Origin of the sequence: Alpinimonas psychrophila (genome assembly GCF_014137865.1) — a bacterium.
Taxonomy (GTDB): Bacteria; Actinomycetota; Actinomycetes; order Actinomycetales; family Microbacteriaceae; genus Alpinimonas; species Alpinimonas psychrophila.
This window is the reverse complement of the sequence record NZ_JACGWU010000001.1, coordinates 895,237-915,029: the sequence shown is the minus strand read 5'-3', so window position 1 is coordinate 915,029 and position 19,793 is coordinate 895,237. Positions and strand designations below refer to the sequence as shown.

The 19,793-nt window shown below is 56.8% G+C and carries 22 protein-coding genes; 17 read left to right on the top strand and 5 right to left on the bottom strand.

The window, feature by feature from the left end; all coding sequences use genetic code 11:
• The first annotated feature begins 29 nt into the window (after window positions 1-29).
• The gene (locus FB555_RS04290; RefSeq protein ID WP_182484156.1) at window positions 30-695 is read left to right on the top strand and encodes a TetR/AcrR family transcriptional regulator; all 666 of its coding nucleotides are present in this window, start codon (window positions 30-32) and stop codon (window positions 693-695) included.
• Between the two features lie 18 nt (window positions 696-713).
• Here FB555_RS04290 and FB555_RS04285 read toward each other — a convergent pair whose 3' ends face one another.
• The gene (locus FB555_RS04285; RefSeq protein ID WP_343046398.1) at window positions 714-1,070 is read right to left on the bottom strand and encodes a DUF1844 domain-containing protein; all 357 of its coding nucleotides are present in this window, start codon (window positions 1,068-1,070) and stop codon (window positions 714-716) included.
• 273 nt (window positions 1,071-1,343) lie between these two features.
• Between FB555_RS04285 and infC the strand changes: the two genes are divergently transcribed.
• Genes infC through FB555_RS04265 form a run of 4 tightly spaced genes read left to right on the top strand, consistent with a single transcriptional unit; the run spans window position 1,344 to window position 4,037 of the window.
• Window positions 1,344-2,528 carry a translation initiation factor IF-3 gene (gene infC / locus FB555_RS04280; RefSeq protein WP_182484296.1) on the top strand — a complete coding sequence of 395 codons (1,185 nt, stop codon included), beginning with the start codon at window positions 1,344-1,346 and terminating at the stop codon, window positions 2,526-2,528.
• Window positions 2,529-2,581: 53 nt separating this feature from the next.
• The gene (gene rpmI / locus FB555_RS04275) at window positions 2,582-2,776 is read left to right on the top strand and encodes a 50S ribosomal protein L35 (protein WP_182484155.1); all 195 of its coding nucleotides are present in this window, start codon (window positions 2,582-2,584) and stop codon (window positions 2,774-2,776) included.
• Between the two features lie 56 nt (window positions 2,777-2,832).
• A complete protein-coding gene (gene rplT / locus FB555_RS04270; protein WP_182484154.1) occupies window positions 2,833-3,222 on the top strand; it encodes a 50S ribosomal protein L20 in 390 nt (129 codons plus the stop codon).
• Window positions 3,223-3,233: 11 nt separating this feature from the next.
• A complete protein-coding gene (locus FB555_RS04265; protein ID WP_182484153.1) occupies window positions 3,234-4,037 on the top strand; it encodes a TrmH family RNA methyltransferase in 804 nt (267 codons plus the stop codon).
• Between the two features lie 75 nt (window positions 4,038-4,112).
• On the opposite strand, the gene FB555_RS04260 is transcribed toward FB555_RS04265, so the two are convergent.
• Both FB555_RS04260 and FB555_RS04255 read right to left on the bottom strand, forming a co-directional pair.
• The gene (locus FB555_RS04260; protein ID WP_343046397.1) at window positions 4,113-4,349 is read right to left on the bottom strand and encodes a DUF167 domain-containing protein; all 237 of its coding nucleotides are present in this window, start codon (window positions 4,347-4,349) and stop codon (window positions 4,113-4,115) included.
• On the bottom strand, window positions 4,349-4,789 hold the full coding sequence (locus tag FB555_RS04255; RefSeq protein ID WP_220475751.1) for a pyridoxamine 5'-phosphate oxidase family protein: 441 nt from the start codon (window positions 4,787-4,789) through the stop codon (window positions 4,349-4,351). Before FB555_RS04255 ends, FB555_RS04260 begins: the two co-directional genes overlap by 1 nt.
• On the opposite strand from FB555_RS04255, the gene FB555_RS04250 reads away from it, so the two are divergent.
• Window positions 4,783-5,472, top strand: coding sequence for a lysoplasmalogenase family protein (locus tag FB555_RS04250; RefSeq protein ID WP_182484152.1), 690 nt, complete (start codon window positions 4,783-4,785; stop codon window positions 5,470-5,472). The genes FB555_RS04255 and FB555_RS04250 overlap by 7 nt on opposite strands.
• Here the strand turns inward: FB555_RS04250 and FB555_RS04245 are convergent.
• Window positions 5,469-5,840, bottom strand: a complete 372-nt coding sequence (locus FB555_RS04245; protein WP_182484151.1) for a DUF805 domain-containing protein — start codon at window positions 5,838-5,840, stop codon at window positions 5,469-5,471. The genes FB555_RS04250 and FB555_RS04245 overlap by 4 nt on opposite strands.
• Window positions 5,841-6,004: 164 nt before the next feature.
• Here FB555_RS04245 and rpsO point away from each other — a divergent pair, with 164 nt between their 5' ends.
• The 7 genes from rpsO (at window position 6,005) to FB555_RS04210 (ending at window position 13,684) form a co-directional block, all read left to right on the top strand.
• A complete protein-coding gene (rpsO, locus tag FB555_RS04240) occupies window positions 6,005-6,274 on the top strand; it encodes a 30S ribosomal protein S15 (RefSeq protein WP_182484150.1) in 270 nt (89 codons plus the stop codon).
• A 369-nt stretch (window positions 6,275-6,643) separates the two neighbouring features.
• Window positions 6,644-8,899: a polyribonucleotide nucleotidyltransferase gene (locus FB555_RS04235; RefSeq protein ID WP_182484149.1), complete on the top strand. Its 2,256-nt coding sequence runs from the start codon at window positions 6,644-6,646 to the stop codon at window positions 8,897-8,899.
• 105 nt (window positions 8,900-9,004) lie between these two features.
• The gene (locus FB555_RS04230; RefSeq protein WP_343046396.1) at window positions 9,005-10,084 is read left to right on the top strand and encodes a type III polyketide synthase; all 1,080 of its coding nucleotides are present in this window, start codon (window positions 9,005-9,007) and stop codon (window positions 10,082-10,084) included.
• Window positions 10,081-10,608 carry an isoprenylcysteine carboxyl methyltransferase family protein gene (locus FB555_RS04225; protein ID WP_182484147.1) on the top strand — a complete coding sequence of 176 codons (528 nt, stop codon included), beginning with the start codon at window positions 10,081-10,083 and terminating at the stop codon, window positions 10,606-10,608. The genes FB555_RS04230 and FB555_RS04225 overlap by 4 nt, the downstream gene beginning before the upstream one ends.
• The gene (locus tag FB555_RS04220) at window positions 10,605-11,672 is read left to right on the top strand and encodes an NAD(P)/FAD-dependent oxidoreductase (protein WP_182484146.1); all 1,068 of its coding nucleotides are present in this window, start codon (window positions 10,605-10,607) and stop codon (window positions 11,670-11,672) included. The genes FB555_RS04225 and FB555_RS04220 overlap by 4 nt, the downstream gene beginning before the upstream one ends.
• A gap of 50 nt (window positions 11,673-11,722) precedes the next feature.
• Window positions 11,723-12,064: a hypothetical protein gene (locus FB555_RS04215; protein ID WP_182484145.1), complete on the top strand. Its 342-nt coding sequence runs from the start codon at window positions 11,723-11,725 to the stop codon at window positions 12,062-12,064.
• 759 nt (window positions 12,065-12,823) lie between these two features.
• Window positions 12,824-13,684, top strand: a complete 861-nt coding sequence (locus FB555_RS04210; protein WP_182484144.1) for a hypothetical protein — start codon at window positions 12,824-12,826, stop codon at window positions 13,682-13,684.
• Between the two features lie 367 nt (window positions 13,685-14,051).
• Here the strand turns inward: FB555_RS04210 and FB555_RS04205 are convergent, their stop codons facing one another.
• Window positions 14,052-15,407: a dihydrolipoyl dehydrogenase family protein gene (locus FB555_RS04205; protein WP_220475750.1), complete on the bottom strand. Its 1,356-nt coding sequence runs from the start codon at window positions 15,405-15,407 to the stop codon at window positions 14,052-14,054.
• Between the two features lie 133 nt (window positions 15,408-15,540).
• Between FB555_RS04205 and FB555_RS04200 the strand changes: the two genes are divergently transcribed.
• From FB555_RS04200 to FB555_RS04185, 4 genes are all read left to right on the top strand, one after another.
• Window positions 15,541-16,614, top strand: coding sequence for an LLM class flavin-dependent oxidoreductase (locus FB555_RS04200; protein ID WP_182484143.1), 1,074 nt, complete (start codon window positions 15,541-15,543; stop codon window positions 16,612-16,614).
• Window positions 16,615-16,717: 103 nt separating this feature from the next.
• Entirely contained in the window at window positions 16,718-17,725 is a 1,008-nt protein-coding gene (locus FB555_RS04195; RefSeq protein WP_182484142.1) for an aldo/keto reductase, read from the top strand.
• A gap of 44 nt (window positions 17,726-17,769) precedes the next feature.
• Window positions 17,770-19,152: a M16 family metallopeptidase gene (locus FB555_RS04190; RefSeq protein ID WP_182484141.1), complete on the top strand. Its 1,383-nt coding sequence runs from the start codon at window positions 17,770-17,772 to the stop codon at window positions 19,150-19,152.
• A 5-nt stretch (window positions 19,153-19,157) separates the two neighbouring features.
• Window positions 19,158-19,760, top strand: coding sequence for a histidine phosphatase family protein (locus FB555_RS04185; RefSeq protein ID WP_182484140.1), 603 nt, complete (start codon window positions 19,158-19,160; stop codon window positions 19,758-19,760).
• Window positions 19,761-19,793: the final 33 nt, after the last annotated feature.

Here is a 19,793-nt window from a genome sequence, read left to right as displayed (position 1 = left end):
ATTTTTCAGGTAACTGACAGGATGGAATCATGACCGACGAATCTGCAGTGACGGCACCCAGTGAGTCTGCTCGTCGCCAGAAAACGCGCGAACGTCTGATTGATGCCGCGTACGAAGTATTTTCCGAGCACGGTTTGCACGCAGCATCCATCGAAATGGTGGCCGAGGCGGCCGGTTTCTCCCGAGGCGCTTTCTACTCGAATTTCGAGTCAAAGGAAGAGTTATTTTTCGCGCTGGCCGAGAGAGAGAACGGCCTGCGCCTGGCGCGACTGAAACTGGCCGTGGAGGCGCAACATCACGTCGCTCGGCCCGATGTCGTCCCTCTCAATCAAGCCACGGTCGAAACCCTCGTCGGGGCGATGCTGGCACTGCAGGCAGATGACACCCGCTGGTTTCTGGTGTTGGGGGAGTTTCGACTCTTCGCGATGCGTGATCAAGCTGTTGCCCGCCGATTTACTGCCCGCCAACATGAAATTTCAGTGGAACTGGCCGAGCTCATAACACTCGCAATTGCCTCTGTCGGGGCAAGATTCTCCCTGGATCCATACATTGTGGCCGGAATCGTTTCGACGACCTACGAGACCGCCATGCAGCAGGCGATTCTTTCCGGTGTCGATGACGCGGATTCGGCGGCTCACGTCATCGCAATGCGCACGTTACCGGCGCTCATCTTTCGGCTGATCGAACCCGCTTGATGTCGGGACGCCGGCTCCCTAGTTGACGGGCCCGGTGTACTTTTCGCCGGGGCCTTTGCCGATGGGGTCGGGGTGGGTCGACGCCTCGCGGAAGGCGAGTTGTACTGAGCGCAAGCCATCGCGGAGGGGGCGGGCGTGGGAGTCGCTGATATCGGGCGCGGCGGCGGTGACGAGACCAGCCAGAGCGTTGATAAGTTTGCGGGCCTCATCGAGGTCCATTTGAGAAGGTTCTCCGGGTTCATCTGCCAAGCCGCACTTGATGGCGGCGGCACTCATGAGATTGACGGCAACCTCAACAATGACCTCGACGGCAGGAACCTCAGCGATGTCTAAAGTGGCTTTCTTGAGGGCCTCGGTCTCGGTCCGGTCGCTCACGTGTTCATCCTCTGCTAGGCTTATGTGGGTTTCAAGGCTTCTGTCTTGGAACGAAAGTGGAGTTTTTATAATCCCACCCGCGTTTGCCGCTACATAAAGGCTACCGGGTTCTTGCACTCCGCCAACTGGCTTGCCAGGGGGTAGGAAGGGTGCCGCGTTTAGGTTTGACCTTTATGCGTCGTGTACGACATAAGGCTTTGGCTTTGTAGCGTGCGCTTAAGACTTCTCTTTCGCCCAGTTTTCGGGCCACAAGGTTTACAAGAGGAGCAGCGCATTAGCGATCCACGTACAAACGAACGTATCCGCGTCCCTGAAGTTCGTCTCGTCGGCCCAGCCGGTGAGCAAGTAGGGGTCGTGTCCATCGACATCGCCATCCGGCTCGCTCAGGAGGCTGATCTCGATCTCGTCGAGGTTGCCCCCAACTCGAAGCCGCCCGTGGCAAAGATCATGGACTACGGCAAGTTCAAGTACGAGGCTGCCCAAAAGGCCAAAGAAGCGCGACGCAACCAGGCAAACACGATCCTCAAAGAGGTTCGTTTCCGTCTGAAGATTGACGTTCACGACTATGAGACCAAGCGCAAACGCGCTGAAAGCTTTTTGAAAGACGGCGACAAGGTCAAGGCCATGATCCTCTTCCGCGGCCGCGAGCAGTCGCGCCCCGAACAGGGTGTTCGTTTGCTTCAGCGTTTCGCCGAAGACGTCTCCGAGTTGGGCTCTGTCGAGTCCTCGCCCATGATTGATGGTCGCAACATGGTCATGATTATCGGTCCGTTGAAGACGAAGACCGAAGCCAAGGCAGAGCAGAACGCTAAGCGCGATGCGCAGAAGTCTGCATCGAAGAGCGCTTCGGTTGCCGCGAAGTCGGAAGGCTCCGCAACGGAAAAAGCAGCACCGGTGATCACCGCTGTTGAGGCTGCGCTCATTGAGGCAACTTTTGCGAAGAAGGTTTACGACGCGAACAGCGCTCCTGCCACCAAGGCTCCCGCGACACGAACACCTGCTTCTACTAAGGCACCTGTTTCTATGAAGGCATCAGAGTCGAAGGCGCCCGCCACAAAGGCTCCGGCTAGCGCGGCTCCGTCCACAGGGGTATCGTCGGCCGAAACCTCTTCCCCCAAAACCTCTTCCGCCGAGCCATCTTCTGCTCCAGCAACGGTCAAGGCTGCAATTGCCAAGACGCCGGCTGCCACGCCGAAGCGAGTTTCTCCGGTGACCGTTCCGCCCAAGGTTGCTGCCGTCGCGAAAGCACTTGCGGCACCCAAGCTTGCGGCAACGCCAGCAGGCATCAAGCCTTCTGGCCCGCCGAAGCCCCAGGCCTCAGCAACGCCTGCCGCCGCACCGAAAGCTCCCGCACCGAAAGCTGCAGCCGCAAAACCCGCTGTTGCTGAGCCTGCGGTTGCCAAGACAGCAGCTGCTCCCAAAACCCCGAAGGCCGAGCCCGTCAAGGGCGACGCCTAAACACATCCCGCGGCTGTCGTTATGGCAGTCGAAGAAAGAACTAAGGAGAAACAATGCCCAAGATGAAGACGCACTCCGGGTCTAAGAAGCGTTTCAGGCTCACTGGTACCGGCAAGCTCATGAAGCAGCGCGCCGGCATGCGACACAACCTCGAGGTTAAGTCCAGCAAGCGCAAGCGTGCCTTGAACGCCGACCAGGTCTTGTCACCGGCCGATTCCAAGGTCATCAAGAAACTTCTCGGCAAGTAGTCAAACCCTTCGTCGGCTGACTACGCCGACTTTGAACCCTTTAAGGAAATAGTGAAATGGCAAGAGTAAAACGGGCGGTAAACGCTCACAAGAAGCGTCGCGTCATCCTCGAGCGTGCAGCCGGTTACCGCGGACAGCGGTCACGTCTGTACCGCAAGGCAAAAGAGCAAGTTACGCACTCGCTGGTCTACAGCTTCCGTGACCGCCGCAAGCGCAAGGGCGACTTCCGTCGTCTGTGGATCCAGCGCATTAACGCTGCTGCACGCCTCAACGGCCTGACATACAACCGCTTGATCCAGGGTCTTGACCTTGCTGGTATCGAGGTTGACCGTCGCATGCTGGCGGAACTCGCTGTCAACGAGCCCGCCACGTTTGCGGCCATCGTTCAGAGTGCCAAGAAGGCACTTCCTGCTGACACGTCAGCACCCAAGGTCCTTCAGGCCTAGGGAAGAAAATTATGCTCGACAACCCCCGCGCTGCACGCGTGAAGGCGGTTGCGAAGCTAGCCACGAGGGGAGCGCGGTCCGAGACCGGGCTCTTCCTTTTGGAAGGGCCGCAAGCCGTTGCTGAGGCCTTGGCCTACCGACCACAACTCATCGTCGAGCTCTACGCGACCCCTACCGCTCTCGAGCGTTACACGGATATCGCACAGACTGCTGTCGATGCAGGTGTCGATGTCGAGTTCGTCACCGAGTCCGTTCTTGAGGCCATGGCGGACACTGTTACCCCTCAGGGTTTCATTGCCGTCTGCCACCAATTCCCCACCGCGCTCAAAGAGATCTTCCAGGATGGCCCCAAACTGGTTGTCATCCTCGAAGAAGTTCGTGACCCCGGCAATCTCGGTACGATCATTCGTGTCGCCGATGCCGCTGGTGCCGACGCCATCATTTTGACCGGGCGCAGTGTTGACCTCTACAACCCCAAGGTTGTTCGTTCAACCACAGGTTCGCTTTTTCACCTGCCTATCACTATCGACGTTGAGCTGGCGGATGTCTTGCCTCGCGTTCGTGAAGCAGGCCTTCAGCTGATTGCTGCCGATATTAAGGGAACTGACTTGCCGAGGGCTCGCGCGGAGGGCATTCTCGATGCCCCTACGGCGTGGCTTTTTGGTAACGAAGCACGTGGCTTGACCGACGAGCATCTCAAACTGGCAGAACGCACCATTCGCGTTCCCATTTACGGTGACGCCGAGTCGATGAACCTGGCTACGGCGGCGGCGGTATGTCTTTATGAAAGCGCCTTCGCTCACAACAAGGCGTAATCCCGCCTCAGACTCGAATTATTTGGTAGCAGTTGTCCCCACAAGGATGGCTGCTACCGTTTTTTCGTTGTTTGACTAACGGTCGATAATGACCTGTTTGATTCGGGAGGTATGACCGCGCGTAATCGTGATGTGAGATTTAGCGACGCCAAAATGATCGGCTAACGCCAAAATAACACCCTCGTTGGCTTTGCCATCGATTGCCTTGCCTTGCACGAAGATGGTGAGCTGCCCCTGCTCGTCGGTCTCGACCAAAGGCCCTTTTCGACTGCCGGGCTTCACATGCACAACGATCTTCAGATTATCGGCCACTAGTAACGTTCGGGCTCGGGGCCCATTTTGAAGCTACGACCACGTAGCTCATTGGGGGTGATCTCCACCCAGACAAACTTGAGTGTCGGAGCGAAGGGGTGCAGGGGGAGTGTGTTGAGCATGTCGATCATCCCCTGGGATTCGATCGCCCGGGCCGTTCCGATGACCACCACGCTCCAGGCGCTGGTGTCGTCATACCCATCGGCTTCAAATGCAACATTGGCGTTCACGGTGAGTTCGAGAAGCTTGGTGCCTTCCGCCGTCCGAAAGTAGACCTTGCCCTCATATCCCACGTAGTTGAGGGGAAAAATATCGGGCTGCTTACCGACACTGACCGCCAACCGCCCCACCGTCTCGCTGCTGAGAAATGCCCATGCGGCTTCGTGGCTCAAGTGCTCAATGGGATTAACGTCGTCAAAGATCATGTTCCATCGTGGCACGATTCTCTCTGACCGGTACAGTCGCAGGCATGAAGAATATTCGTCGCTTCGCTTTCGTGCCCTACATCGTGCTGTGCGTGGTTCATTTTGTGGCCATTGCCGCCCACCAGGATGACGTCGTGGCCGCCACCAAGCCACTTCTCATGGCGCTTCTTTTGGTCACGTTCCTGGTCGCAGCACCGCGATTGACGATGCCGACGCTGGTCCTCACGTCGTTGGCCCTTGCCTTTTCTATGGCGGGGGACGTCTCGTTACAGTCACCCGCGAGTATTGGCTTCCTCATTGGGCTGGCTTTCTTCTTTCTTGCACAAATTTCGTACATCACGCTCTTCGTGAAGGTCGGCAGTGGGAAACTATCGTGGTTCACCTCACTGTACGCCGCGTGGTTCGTGGCACTCATCGTCATCCTGTTGCCTGGGCTTGGGAGTCTGACCATTCCCGTCATGGTCTACGGTTTGGTTCTCGGGTCCATGGCCACTTTGGCCACCCGGGTCAACAGTGTGACGGCTACCGGAGGGGCACTGTTCTTGGCCTCAGATACGCTGTTGGCGCTCGATCGGTTCGCACCCAACATCACGATGATTTTTTCGGATGAACTCATCATGGGAACCTACATGGTGGGGGAGGGCCTGCTCGTTTTCGGCATCGTTCGTTACCTCAACCGAGCAACGCCGGAGATCTAAGAACGAGCGAGGACGGCTGGCGCAGTGCCGAAGGCATTATCGGTGGGGTCGCCAGCGCGCGCCCACCAGACGATCAAGATGATGATGCCAACCAGTGGGATGAAGGCGAAGAGGAGATACCAGCCCGAGCGGCCGATGTCCTGCAGGCGACGAGCGCCCACGGCGAGAGATGGAACTAAAAGGGCAAGGTTCACAACCGTGCCGAGAATCCCGAAGAAGCTCGACGAATTGCCGCCGGCGAGGGTGCTGAAGATGGCGCTCACGATGACGGTAAAGAGAAAGAACCACCAAAACTCGGAGCGGCTAGCCCGGCCCGTGAAACCGGCGTAGTTGGTGAGAACAGCTTTGATGGACTCGAAGAAGGTCATGGGGGTTCTCAATCTGTGTGATTACCGAAAGTGATGATGGATCAGACTCTATCGGCTCCTCTGGTAGTCTTGGGTAGTTGCCGTCTAACGGCCGCGGATAAAGAGAGTCACAACATCAGGTTGGTGGCACCGCGCAACGAGAAATAAGAGAGGGGATCCTAAATATGGCACTTGAACAAGACGTCAAAAAGGTGATCATCGAAGAATACGCAACGCACCCCGGTGACACTGGGTCCCCCGAGGTTCAGGTAGCACTTCTCACGAGGCGTATCCTTGATCTGACGGAGCACCTCAAAGAGCACAAGCACGACCACCACTCGCGTCGTGGACTGCTTCTGCTTGTTGGTCAGCGTCGTCGTCTGCTCGGATACCTTTCCGACGTAGACATCACGCGTTACCGTACGCTCATCGAGCGTCTCGGGCTACGCCGTTAAGTATCGGTCGCTAACTGTTTTCGACAGTTCATCTCGAACTTTTGATTCTTGTCAATTGGGTCGGTCTCCTCGAAAGAGATCGGCTCAATTTTCGTTTAACATCAAGAATTAACCGACGACGGATGGCCTTAGGGGGCTTTTTCAGAGTGTTCTGCTACCCTTGGGGTTGGAGTAGGCAGTTTAGTTAGCTGGTCTTCGGTGGTGGTTTCCCGACTCGGTCGGTGAATTTCTACTGGTGGCCAGCACAGAGCCTCATCAAAGTCCCGCCATTGTGGCGCGTTTGCATGTCTTTGTTCTGCCCTGCATTGCTCCGTTGTATGAGTCGTTGTCCACACGGGACGACGACGATAAACAAAGGAGAAGACCTTAATGGAAGGTCCAGAAATTAAGTTCGCCGAGGCAGTCCTCGACAACGGTAAGTACGGAAAGCGCGTTATCCGATTCGAAACCGGTCGCCTCGCTCAGCAGGCTCAGGGCGCAGTAGCGGCCTACCTCGACGAAGAGACCATGTTGCTCTCTGCCACTTCGGCAAGCAAGCAGCCCAAAGACAACTTTGACTTCTTCCCCCTCACGGTGGATGTAGAAGAGCGTAGCTACGCTGCCGGCAAGATCCCCGGTTCATTCTTCCGTCGCGAGGGTCGCCCCTCGACCGAGGCCATCTTGGTATGTCGCCTCATCGACCGCCCATTGCGTCCCTCGTTCGTTGAGGGCCTCCGCAACGAGGTTCAGATTGTTATCACGGTTCTGTCGATTGCTCCCGGTGAGTTCTACGACGCACTGGCCATCAACGCTGCCAGCGCTTCCACTCAGATCTCGGGACTGCCCTTCAGTGGCCCTATTGCCGGTGTGCGCCTCGCGCTCATCGACGACCAGTGGGTTGCATTCCCCACCATCGACCAGCTCAAGCTGGCCGTGTTTGACTTGATCGTTGCTGGTCGCGTCGTCACCGATGCCCAGGGCAACGAAGACGTCGCAATCATGATGGTGGAAGCAGAAGCTACCGAAGGTAGCTGGGACCTCATCAAGGCCGGTGCCAAGAAGCCCAACGAGGCTGTTGTCTCCGAAGGCCTCGAGGCATCCAAGCCTTTCATCACCGCGTTGGTCAAGGCTCAGGTTGAGCTTGCTGCTCAGTCGGCCAAGGAAATCGCCAACTATCCCGTCTTCCTTCCCTACACCGACGAGGTTCTCGCCGCTGTGGACGCCATCGCGCACGAGGAACTCAAGACCGTGTACGTTATCGCTGACAAGGTGACTCGTCAGAACGCTGACGACGAACTGAAGGCCCGCGTCAAGGCAGCAATTTCTGCCAAGGTCGAGGCTGGCGAGCTCCCCGAGAGTGCCAACGCTCAGGTCGGTGCTGCGTACAAGTCGGCAACGAAGAAGGTCGTTCGCGGCCGTATCCTCTCCGAGGGCATCCGTATGGATGGTCGTGGCTTGGCTGACATTCGTGCGCTCGACGCCGAAGTTCAGGTCATCCCTCGCGTTCACGGAAGCGCAATCTTCCAGCGCGGCGAGACTCAGATCTTGGGTGTCACCACACTGAACATGTTGAAGATGGAACAGCAGATCGACTCGCTTTCCCCAATCACGTCCAAGCGCTACATGCACCACTACAACTTCCCGCCTTACTCGACGGGTGAAACCGGTCGCGTGGGAACGCCGAAGCGTCGCGAGATCGGGCACGGCTTCTTGGCCGAGCGCGCCCTCGTGCCCGTGTTGCCTGCTCGTGACGAGTTCCCCTACGCCATCCGTCAGGTATCTGAGGCTCTCAGCTCCAACGGTTCGACGTCGATGGGTTCTGTCTGCGCCTCGACCCTGTCGCTGCTCAACGCTGGTGTGCCTCTGCGCGCCGCTGTTGCCGGTATCGCCATGGGTCTGGTCTCTGACACCGTCAATGGTGAGACGCGCTACGCAGCGCTGACCGACATCCTGGGTGCCGAAGATGCTTTGGGTGACATGGACTTCAAGGTTGCCGGTACATCTGAGTTCATCACGGCCATTCAGCTGGACACCAAGCTCGATGGCATTCCTGCCTCGGTCTTGGCCAGTGCGCTGAACCAGGCCAAGGATGCTCGCACTGCGATTCTTGCAGTGCTCAACGCTGCTATCGAAGGTCCCGACGAGATGGCCCCCACGGCGCCTCGCGTGATCAGCGTGCAGATCCCCGTTGACAAGATCGGTGAGCTCATCGGGCCCAAGGGCAAGACGATCAACTCGATCCAAGACGAGACCGGAGCCACGATTTCGATCGAGGAAGACGGAACCGTTTACATCGGCGCTGTCGATGGTGCGTCGGCTGAGGCAGCACGTGCCCAGGTCAATGCCATTGCGAACCCCACCAACCCTGAGGTTGGCGAGCAGTTCCTCGGTACTGTCGTCAAGATTGCTACCTTCGGTGCGTTCGTCTCCCTGCTTCCGGGCAAGGACGGCCTGTTGCACATCTCTGAGGTGCGCAAACTCGCTGATGGTAAGCGTGTGGAGAATGTCGAAGACGTGCTTTCCGTTGGCCAGAAGGTTCTCGTTGAAATCACCAAGATCGATGACCGCGGAAAGCTTTCGCTCGCTCCCGTCCTCGAGGGCGACGCAGCAGTAGCTGCTGGCGATGCTGAAGGCGAAGACGCGTAACAGAACACACGAATATGGGCCTAACCGCTTAGATTTAATTAACGGATGTCCGTTCCACACTTGTGGGGCGGGCATCCGTTTTCGTATACGTGCTACTTTTCGACAGTGACCAATATCATTGCAGTCGCCCCGGTGCTTGCCGACAATGTTTACGAACAGTCGGTTATCACCGATGAACTTGCGCCGCTTGTGACTAGTGATCGAAGCAAACAGGCAGTCATGCGACGCCTTCACTCCTCGAGCAAAATCGCCACGCGTCACACAATTTTGCCACTCGAGTCGTATCGTGATCTGAATTCATTTACGCAGGCCAATGATTTATTCATCACGGCCGGAACGGATCTTGCTGAACGTGCTATTCGATTAGCACTACAGAAGAGCAAGCTCGTAGCGAGCGATATTGATTTCTTTTTCTTCACGTCGGTCACGGGGATTGCGGCACCCTCTCTTGACGCCATTTTGGCGTCACGCCTCGGTATGAGATCGGATGTTAAAAGAGTTCCATCATTTGGACTGGGGTGCGTGGCGGGTGCCTCCGCTTTGGCCCGAGTTCATGACTATCTCACGGGACACCCCACTGAGATAGCGCTCATTGTGTCGCTGGAACTATGTTCGCTGACGATTCAACGCGACGATTCTTCCATGGCCAACCTGGTTGCCAGCGGACTTTTCGGTGATGGTGCGACGGCAGTTATTTTGGCCGGTGACGCGCGTGACCTCGAATTAGACGGAGCTTGTCCTCAAATTATTGCCACGGGCAGCAGGCTGTACTCCGAGACATCCGATGTCATCGGATGGAATGTCGGCTCGAGCGGATTTCGCATTGTTTTGTCTGCCGGAGTTCCCGGCGTTATTGAACGATATTTCGCGGACGACGTTGAGAATTTTCTCATCCCACTCGGGCTCTCTGTGCACGATGTTTCCATCTGGATGGCTCATGCCGGCGGTCCAAAGATCCTTGAAGCGTTCGAGACCAGCCTGGATCTCAACTCGGGTGAATTGCATCGAAGTTGGTCCTCCCTCAGTCGCGTGGGAAATCTGTCTTCGTCCTCTGTCCTGCACGTGTTGGGTGACACCCTCGAAGCTCAGGATGCGTCTCCTGGTGCATACGGACTCCTTTTCGCGCTCGGTCCAGGAGTGTGTTCGGAGATTGTTTTGATGAAATGGCCGGATGCCCCATCATGAGTGAAATCCTTTATTTCGTCTTGGTTCTCGCTACCGGGGGCGAGAGAATTGCCGAGCTTATTGTCTCGAAACGAAACGCTTCGTGGTCCTTTGCACGTGGCGGAATCGAGTACGGACGCAGACACTTTCCCCCCATGGTGGCGTTACACACGGGCCTGTTACTGGCCTGCATCGGGGAGGTCTATCTGTTCAATAGCCCCTTCATTCCGTTACTTGGTTGGCCCATGCTCGCCCTTGTTGTTGCCAGCCAAGGGCTGAGATGGTGGTGCATTGCCTCGTTGGGTCCTCGATGGAACACACGGGTTATTGTCGTGAATGATTTGCCCTTGGTCACGAAAGGTCCCTATCGGTGGCGGTGGCTGCGGCACCCCAACTATGTTGCCGTCGTCGTTGAAGGTTTTGCGTTACCTCTTGTTCACTCTGCTTGGGTTACGGCCATTGTGTTTACCGTACTGAATGCCATTCTCTTGATGGCTGTTCGCATCCCTTGTGAAAATCGCGCCTTATCCTCAGCAGACTCATGACGGTCGACGTAGATGTACTTGTTGTGGGAGGCGGTCCCGTGGGTCTTGCCGCAGCGATTGAGGCGCGCCTGGAGGGAATGTCTGTCGTCATCGTTGAGCCCCGCAACGGTCCGCTCGATAAGGCCTGCGGTGAAGCTCTCATGCCAGGGGCGATAGACGCACTCTTAAGGATTGGCGTCGCACCAGTAGGCCATACCATTGCAGGTTTTGCTTACCTCAATGCAACACGGAGCGTGGAACATCGGTTTACCGGCGGCCAGGGGGTGGGGGTCCGACGAACTGCTCTCAGCGATGCGCTGATGGCGAGGGCGCACGAGGTGGGTGTTCAATTTCGGGGTGGCATGGTTGAGTCTGTACAACAATCATCGAATTTTGTGACAGTGGGGATTCGCACCCCGTTATCTCTCATGGCAACCATTTTTTTGAAAGCAACATGGGTGCTGGCTTGCGATGGGTTGCATTCACATGTTCGTCACCTTATTGGCCTCGAGAGACCATCACATCAGGTGCGCTCTGGGCGACGTTTTGGCTTGCGTCGTCACTATCGACTTGCGCCGTGGACCGATCTTGTCGAGGTACATTGGGCCCGGTCTGTCGAGGTATATGTCACTCCCGTTGCCTCGGATCTCGTGGGAGTCGCCACGCTCGGCGCACCGGGCATTAACTTTGATCGTGAAATTGGTGCAATATCTTCTTTGCAAAAACATCTACGGGGTGCCGAGCCTGTCAGTGCATTGCGAGGCGCCGGACCTCTTTTGCAGAGAACGCGGAGACGTGTCGAAGGGCGCGTGCTCTTGGTGGGTGATTCCTCCGGGTATGTTGATGCGCTCACCGGAGAAGGATTGCGGGTTGGATTTGCGCAGGCACGGGAAGCAGTTGCGGCCCTGGTGAGGGAAGATCCTCAATCATATGAAAGCGCTTGGGCAAGTCACACACGGGACTACCGAATGCTGACGTCGGCGCTCGTGGGATTGGCGGCGTCACCGTTTCGTTCAACGATTGTGCCATTGGCCTCGGCAATGCCGTGGGCGTTTGGCGCCATTATTCAACGCCTCGCCCGTTAGTGTCCTGCGCCTGTAGTTCGTTATAGAAGTCGTTTGAGGGATTCGAGGATATGTTCGGCGGCGCACTGCCGATGGTGGAAACCCGCAGCAAATTTGCTCAGCTGATGAGGCAAGGAATCAGCAACGCCGTGCGCTCCACCATCGCGCGGGTCGTCTACGCGCTCGGCTTGAACCTCGTCGTCATCACCATTCGGATCCAACCATCTTTGCCCCATATTTATCCCTCTAACCTGTTAGCCTGCTTTGAAGTATCTACGAATTTATGGGGGATTTCATTGACGAATGTTGTGTGCGTATTCCTCGGGGTATCGGCATCGAGCGCAGCAAAGCAGCGACCGGAAGTTAGCAATCTGCCGAGTTTATGCAGGCCGTTCACTGAAGTTAATTCGTGATGACACTTCCGGCATCCCTTGTTCTGTCCATGCGGTCTTGGATTCTTGGCGCGACGTCTTTAGGCCTTATAGCAGTAGGCATTCTCCGCCTCGCCTCGATCTCCCACGCTGGAATCGGCGAGTCGTGCTACCAGAACCCAGGGCTAACTGCCCAATCTTTGCCATCAGGTGGTTGGACTGCTGACGGGGTTTTGACACTATTCCCCGTCGGAGTCCGATGCTCCTATTACACAACCGAGCACTCGCTTTATCTCGTGACTACGGCTGTGAGCGTCTGGGACTGGGGACTTACATTCGCCGCAATCGCAGGCCTTCTCGGCTTCGTAATTTTCCTGACCGCACGATTTACCACGCGACGAATATAACGCACTCCCACCGCTCAAGACCGATTAGAAATGGATCAAGAATGAAGCTGCGCAATTTGCTAATCACGAGTTTCTCTGTGCTGGCAATACTGCGGAGTATGGTGCACACCCCTCCGACTGCATCGGCGGCCCCGGGGCCCGTAGTGGAAAGGCCGGCCTCCACGGCAAGTGAGTATGAGGCTGCCAAGGTGACTCGTGTTACTTTGCCTTTCGACCATGCCGTGTCATATTCTGACGCTTCGCGGATCGCAGAATCCCTTTCGGAACCAGTGCTGGCGTACCGCTTCGAGAATCCTCAAATTGTTGGCGAATTCACCCTCAGGTCGACTGGACGGCCGATCAATTCCTTGCCCAATTCAAACTTGATTGGGGCACTGAACCAGAGATTTCCGGCTTGATTGTCGAGCGCCCGGTCGCTCAACAGCAAGAGTCAAGAATCATGCCCATCCCGACTATTGTTACGGACCGCCCGGAATTAGTCGCACCGTTTGCCGCGGGACCAAAGGTTGACGCGTTCAAGGCGAGCAGAACGTCGTCCTCTGCTGAAATGTCTGCTGCCAGCGTTAACACGCTGGCCAACGAATGGAGACCAAGCAGCGTCTCCGTAAGCATTCAGGAATACCCCGGTCAGCCCGGTGTGTTCCTGAACCAATTTGCCAACTGGCAATCGGGCACATCGCCGACCAATCTTGATTCTCGTTTTGGATGGGAGATGGAAGTGAACATCACAAACCCCAACATGTCCGCAGGGTATCGACCTGCCTGCCAAAATGACTACAAGGATCAATTTTTCGCAAAAAACTACAGCTGGTATTCTTGGAGCGTTTTCAATTCGGACTATGGCTCTGTCGCGGCAACGGCTCCCTATGCCGACTACAACGACCTTGGCGACTCATGTAGCAAGCAGTCAATCGCTGTCGGAATGAAGAATCCGCAGTCCATGCCTACTTCACCGAACAACCCGCCTTATGCCTTGGTAATGGATATACACGCGCCGTCGGGAACGGTGGCCACGAACACTATCGGTGCACTATGGCAAACAGTGACCAAGACCTACTGCAGTCGATGGCCAGGTAATGGCATGTCTTCAACCGACTGCATGGGTGTTGAACAAACGGAGTACCCGGATCGAGCAACCTACGTTCGCCCGGTGCTCGCTGAGTGGCGCAACTACGTAGCGCCGGACAAATGCTTTTACTCAGACGATTATGGAACCAGTGATCCATATTCACCATTTCCAGGCTCAGGATGCTAGCCCCCTGACCAGCCCCAAGTGCGATTAGTTCTCGGCCGAGCGACGTGCAGTTGGATGCAGCCTCCTCAGGGACTTTCTCTTAGCTGCTGGTTCTGCCGAGAGCCTCAACTTTAAGGCGCTTACCTAGAAGTCCTCGGCGTCATTATCGTAGCTATCATTTTGTTCACGACAGGCTGGTCCTATGCTGATCCGATCATCGGTCTGGGAATCTGTTGTGACATTGCTACGAGAGCGCTATCACGTCTCCCACTCGACAATCCAATGTGAGCCCGCCGATTTCGAAGAAACAACTAACTCCGTCTGACGCGTCGTCGGTTGTCAGCATCGTGATTGGAATAGATGATTCTTCTAGTCGAGAATGCCCGAGTCAGTGAGACGCGGGCCTGAGTTTCTCAAGTGCAGCCAAGTAGGCCTCGTTATAGCTGGGATATTGGGCGACTTGATCAAGAAGAGTATCGATGGGGATGTGCGCACGAATCGCCAGGGAGGCTTGATGAATCCATTCTCCAGCTAGGGGCGCGATGGCCCAGGCGCCAACGAGGACGTTGCGCTCGGTATCCATCAGCAGCCCAAGATGTCCTCGAGGGTTCTCCTCGTAGGTCCATGGTCGTGAAATAGATTTGGCTAAATCAATTTCTATTACTTTTGTCTTTATCCCTTGCTGGTCGGCTTGGGCTTGAGTGAGACCGGCAGCCGCAATTTCAGGGTCGGTAAAGACAACTCGAGGGATGCCTTGATAGAAGGCCTTGCGATCCCCCCCAAGAATCGCGTCGGCTACTATCCGCCCCTGATATTTAGCAACGTGGGTGAAAGGCATTATTCCGGTGACATCCCCGACCGCCCACACGTTTTCGGCGGCCCGACAGTGCTCGTCTACCTGCACCTGTCCGTGCTCGCCCAGAATGACGCCGGCCAGCTCGAAGCCGAGATTTTGAGTGCGGGGCGTGCGTCCGGTAGCAAAGATGATGACGTCAGCAGATACCTGTGTACCGTCATCGAGTTCAATCACACTCTGGTCACCGCTGCGATGTGCCTTTGTGGCGCTGACACCGAGACGGATATTGATTCCAGTTTCACTCAAATATGTGAATGCCAGCTCCCCGACTCTGGGCTCCTCGCGCTCTAGAAGACGGTCGCCACGGTGAATGAGGATGACCTTCACTCCGAAACTAGCCAGGAACGTGCTGGTCTCTGTACCCACGGCACTGCCACCAATAATTACCGCACTCTTCGGCAGGGTTGTGGCGGTGTAGGTCTCCCGATTTGTCCAAGCCGTTATTTGATCAATGCCCTCCAAATCTGGAATGATCGGTTCAGAGCCGGTTGCGATAATGATCTTTTCTGCCGTCAATTCGCGATCCCCAACCCGGATGTGACCTGGGGCTGTAACGCTGGCTTCACCTTTTATTACTGTGGCGCCATCTCTGCTGTACCCGGCAATTTGGGTCTTGTCATCAAGATGACGAATCATATAGTCACGGTATTTGCTGGCTTCAAACCAGCTCAGTTCAGCTCCAGATACCCCCGCGGCGCGCTCCACAGCTGTGCGGGCTTCACCCGGCCGGAGAAGTGTTTTTGAGGGGACACAAGCCCAATAAGCGCATTCACCGCCGATGAGTTCACGCTCAATGACGGCCACTTTTTTACCCGCTTTGAGTAAACGCCCCGCCGCCACCTCGCCGCCCGGCCCCATGCCCAAAACCGCAACATCAAAATGTTCCATGATGAAAATCCCTTCGTTGTCGTAACTTCAGTCTTCATCGTCTTCCGCCGAAGCGCAAAGGGTAAAGTTCACTTCGCTCCGGTGACTCACGCCCGGCGGAATATTGATGGGTGCTGATGAGTTGTAACAAGAGATGAATTCTTCAACGCTTGCTCTTTCGGTTCTTGACCTCATTCCTGTTCGCACGGGGCAAAGTTCTGCGAACGCTTTTGCCGCGTCGATTGCGCTGGCTCAGCGCGCCGACGAGTTGGGCTACGAGCGGTACTGGGTCGCGGAGCATCACAACATGCCGTCTGTGGCCTCCACAAACCCGCCGGTCTTGGTGGGGATTCTTGCTGCCAAGACAAAGCGCATTCGAGTGGGAAGCGGAGGCGTCATGCTTCCCAATCACTCACCGTTGGTCATCGCCGAACAGTTCGGGATTCTCGAGGCCGCTTTCCCCGGGCGCATCGATGTTGGCTTGGGGCGTGCGCCGGGAAGCGACCCCGTCATTACGGCGTTATTGCGCTCCAGCGGCGCCGTGAGCGACGTGGATGCCTTCCCTCGCAACATTGCCGATATTGAGGCCCTTCTGCATCCTGAAGGCGCTTCGTTCACGCTGAGCTCAGGAAAAAACTACGACGTGCGCGCCACACCGGCGGCAGCCTCTGCACCGACGGTCTGGTTACTGGGGTCCAGTGAGTATTCGGCCAACCTCGCAGCTCAGCGGGGCATGCCCTATGTTTTTGCCAATCATTTTTCTCAGGGCAACACCAGCAATGCACTCGATCTTTATCGCCGCACCTTCGTGCCCTCCGAGAACCTCACCGAGCCGCGAACGCTCCTGACGATCAATGTTTCCGTGGCCGACTCTCGCGAGGAGGCTCATGCCCTCGCCCTGCCTCAACTGCAGCAGATGGCACGAATGCTGACGGGACAAAAGCTCACGGCGTTGAGCACGGTCGAGGAAGCGGCGGATGCCGTGATGACGCCAGCGCAGCTTGACCTCATGGCGGGGATGGCCGGAAAGTGGATTATTGACGAGCCTGTGGCGGCGGCCGATCGCGTGCGGGAGATGGCATCTCGGTACAACGTGACAGAAGTCATGGTGAGTCCCGTCGCCGCGGGACGTGTTGGCGATGACCTTTCATCTACTCCGGATCGCCTGCGCGCGCTTGAACTCCTTGCAGCCGTCGTTCATCGGGAAGCATTGGTCCCGCAGCTCTAGGGCATGAACCCCAACACGGTTTCATCACAATGCATTTTGCTCGGCGTGTTCACGGATCAGGGAAACAATTCTGTGACATTTCTCGCCTAGTCTCTCAATAACTATGAGTGATATCACTAATTTTGTTGCCGACGGTGGGAGCAGTCCCACCCTTGAACCCACTCACCGTCGAGTGGGAAATTCTGCGCTCGCCGGATTCCCATTGGCATTGGGTGCAGCCGTTTTTGGCTGGACACTCCCGAGCGGGCGTTCGACAGACCTCCTCGACCGTTTTGTTGAACTCGGGGGATCGTTCGTCGACACTGCGGACTTGTATTCCTCGGGAATGAGTGAGCAGATTATCGGTACTTGGATGCGTGAGCGCTCCCTCCGCGACCGTATCGTGGTCTCCACGAAAGTTGGCCGTCATCCTGATCACCTAGGTCTTGCCCCGCGCACCATTCGTGAGGGTGTTGACGCGTCCTTGGTGCGTCTCCAGACCGACCACATCGACCTTCTTTACTTCCACGCCGATGATGAGTCGGTTCCGATCGAAGAGAGCCTTTCTGCCGCCGGCGACCTCATTCGCGAGGGCAAAGTCCGCTATCTCGGTGCGTCCACCTATTCGGCCCCGCGTCTGCTCGAAGCACGGATTGCGTCGGCAGGCGGGTTGCCTCGCTTTGAAGCGGTAGCCGAGGAGTATTCGCTCATGCGCCGGGACATTGTGGAGGGAACCTTTGCCATGATTGCTCAAGCTCAGACGGTGTCAATCATGCCCTATTTCACGTTGGCCAATGGATTTTTGGGTCGCCACCGCAATATCCGTTCGTTCAACCCTGAGGACATTCGGGCACGACGGGCATCGTTGCACGCTGGGCGTCATGGAACTCATGTGCTGCGTGTTTTGGACAATATTGCGATGGCGCACGGCGTCGACATATCGGCAATCGCGCTCGCCTGGATTTTGGCTCAGCCGGGCATTGGAATCCCCACCATTGGCCCCGAATCGATGAGAGAGCTCGAAGCGCTCATGCACGCACCCATGGTGTCGCTAACTCGAGCGCAGCATCTGGAGCTAAACAAGGCTTCGGAAGAGACTCAGCGGACGCGGACGAGCTCGCGTAAGAAGTAACTGACCCCCATTTGTCACTCACGTGGCCTAGGCTTGGCAACCGTATGAATTCAGCAATTGCATTTCCTTTAGATCAACCCGAACTCAGCTTCGTTGCCACGGGTGATTCCCTCGTTCGTCGCACCGTTTTGCCGTGCGGGGTTCGTATTCTCAGCGAACGCGTACCGGGAGCCAGAAGCGTGACTCTCGGCTACTGGGTGGCCGTCGGTTCCCGAGATGAAGTGGGGGCCGAAGAATCTCCCGGTGCATCGGGCACGCATCCGGCGAGCTTGGGCTCCACGCATTTCCTGGAACACTTGCTCTTCAAAGGCACGCCGACGCGCTCCGCTTTTGACATCGCGACGGCCTTTGACTCGGTGGGCGGCGAACACAACGCCGTTACGGCGAAGGAATACACCTGCTACTACGCAAAAATTCGCGACAATGATCTCAGCATGGCGATCGACGTCATGGGTGACATGTTGACCTCCAGTCTCATCGACCCGGACGAATTTGAGACAGAACGTGATGTCATTCTCGAAGAGATTGCGATGGCCGAAGACGATCCTGCCGACGTAGCGCAGGAAAGATTCTTCGAGGCAGTTTTGGGAGAACATCCGTTGGGCCGACCCATCGGAGGGAGCCCCGAAACAATTCGCGGCGCCACGCGCGAGGCCGTTGTGGCGCATTACCGGGCGAATTACCGCCCAAATGACCTTGTCGTTACGGCTGCTGGCTCCGTAGATCATGAGGACTTCGTACTTCGCGTTGTGAAGGGGCTCACAGCCGCAGGCTGGGACCTCGACGTCGTGGCGGCACCCGTTCCACGCCGGCTGACGGCGTTAGCTAAAATTACGCAGGCTCAGGCGCTCACGGTTGTCGAGCGGCCCATCGAACAGGCGAACATCATGATGGGCGTGCCGGGCATTGTTTCTAGCGACGACCGAAAAGTTGTCCAGTCCGTTCTAAACTCCATCCTTGGCGGTGGAATGTCTTCTCGCCTCTTTCAAGAGATTCGTGAGAAGCGCGGCCTCGCTTATTCAGTTTTTTCCTTCGGGGCATCGTTCTCCGATGCGGGTGTTTTTGGCCTCTATGCGGGGGCTTCCCCAGCAAAAGCCGTGGATGTCGCTGATCTGATGTTGGCAGAGTTTTACAAGCTTGCCGACGGCGGGGTCACCGCGGTTGAGCTCACGCGCGCCCAGGGCCAGCTGGCAGGCTCCTCGGCCCTGGCATTGGAAGACACCGATACACGCATGTCGCGTCTCGGGCGGAGCGAGATTTCGTCGGGAGAGTTTTACGACTATGACGCAACGTTGCAACTTCTCGAAAAAGTAACAGCGGAAGATGTTCAGGCTCTCGCGCTTGAACTTGCGTGCGGACAACTTTCTGTCGTTTCTGTAGGACAAGCTGACGCGACGAAATTGTCCCGCATCGTTGGCCGGGGGTAGGGCACATGGCGCACAACATAATTCTGGTTCGTCACGGTGAGCAGCTTGATGCTGAGCACGGCGTGATAGATGGCCCGCTGTCGCCGCGCGGAGTCCGCCAAGCGATTGCCTTGGGTGATCGTCTCGGGGGATTGCAAATTTCTCATGCGTGGCACTCTCCCCTAGAGCGTGCCTGGGAGACCGTCCGGGTCTTGGGAGAACGGCTTCCTTCGCTCTCAGCGGAACCTTCCGCACTGTTGATGGATTGCGTTCCCTCGGGAAAGACCGATGAAGTACCTTCCGCTTTTGACCCCTTCTTTGGATCGGTGACGGAAGCAGAGGTTGAGGCGGGTTCAGCGCAGCTTTCCGACGCTATCGCGGAATTCTTGGCCCCCGGCCGCCAAGGACACACGGATCTTCTCGTGACGCATAACAACGTGATCGCCTGGTTTGTTCGTGAAGTTCTGGGCGCCCCCGAATGGAAGTGGGTCACCCTGAACCAAGCGAATTGCGGAATCACCGTCATTCAGCAGCGCCCAGGGCGACCCTGGGCCCTCGTGGCGCACAACGATTTGGGGCACCTCCCGGTGGAGCTTCGCACGGGTGTTCCCGAGGGCTACGGAATCTAAAGGAACCCGCGACCGCGCAGCTAGAATTCTGTT

Coding starts and splice junctions, on each gene's coding strand:
- FB555_RS04220 (WP_182484146.1), top strand. CDS start 10,605: ATGACGGTCGACGTAGATGTACTTGTTGTGGGAGGCGGTCCCGTGGGT.
- FB555_RS04235 (WP_182484149.1), top strand. CDS start 6,644: ATGGAAGGTCCAGAAATTAAGTTCGCCGAGGCAGTCCTCGACAACGGT.
- rpmI (WP_182484155.1), top strand. CDS start 2,582: ATGCCCAAGATGAAGACGCACTCCGGGTCTAAGAAGCGTTTCAGGCTC.
- FB555_RS04245 (WP_182484151.1), bottom strand. CDS start 5,840: ATGACCTTCTTCGAGTCCATCAAAGCTGTTCTCACCAACTACGCCGGT.
- FB555_RS04190 (WP_182484141.1), top strand. CDS start 17,770: ATGAATTCAGCAATTGCATTTCCTTTAGATCAACCCGAACTCAGCTTC.
- FB555_RS04195 (WP_182484142.1), top strand. CDS start 16,718: ATGAGTGATATCACTAATTTTGTTGCCGACGGTGGGAGCAGTCCCACC.
- FB555_RS04205 (WP_220475750.1), bottom strand. CDS start 15,407: ATGGAACATTTTGATGTTGCGGTTTTGGGCATGGGGCCGGGCGGCGAG.
- FB555_RS04200 (WP_182484143.1), top strand. CDS start 15,541: ATGAATTCTTCAACGCTTGCTCTTTCGGTTCTTGACCTCATTCCTGTT.
- FB555_RS04225 (WP_182484147.1), top strand. CDS start 10,081: ATGAGTGAAATCCTTTATTTCGTCTTGGTTCTCGCTACCGGGGGCGAG.
- FB555_RS04185 (WP_182484140.1), top strand. CDS start 19,158: ATGGCGCACAACATAATTCTGGTTCGTCACGGTGAGCAGCTTGATGCT.
- FB555_RS04215 (WP_182484145.1), top strand. CDS start 11,723: ATGTTCGGCGGCGCACTGCCGATGGTGGAAACCCGCAGCAAATTTGCT.
- FB555_RS04265 (WP_182484153.1), top strand. CDS start 3,234: ATGCTCGACAACCCCCGCGCTGCACGCGTGAAGGCGGTTGCGAAGCTA.
- rpsO (WP_182484150.1), top strand. CDS start 6,005: ATGGCACTTGAACAAGACGTCAAAAAGGTGATCATCGAAGAATACGCA.
- rplT (WP_182484154.1), top strand. CDS start 2,833: ATGGCAAGAGTAAAACGGGCGGTAAACGCTCACAAGAAGCGTCGCGTC.
- FB555_RS04290 (WP_182484156.1), top strand. CDS start 30: ATGACCGACGAATCTGCAGTGACGGCACCCAGTGAGTCTGCTCGTCGC.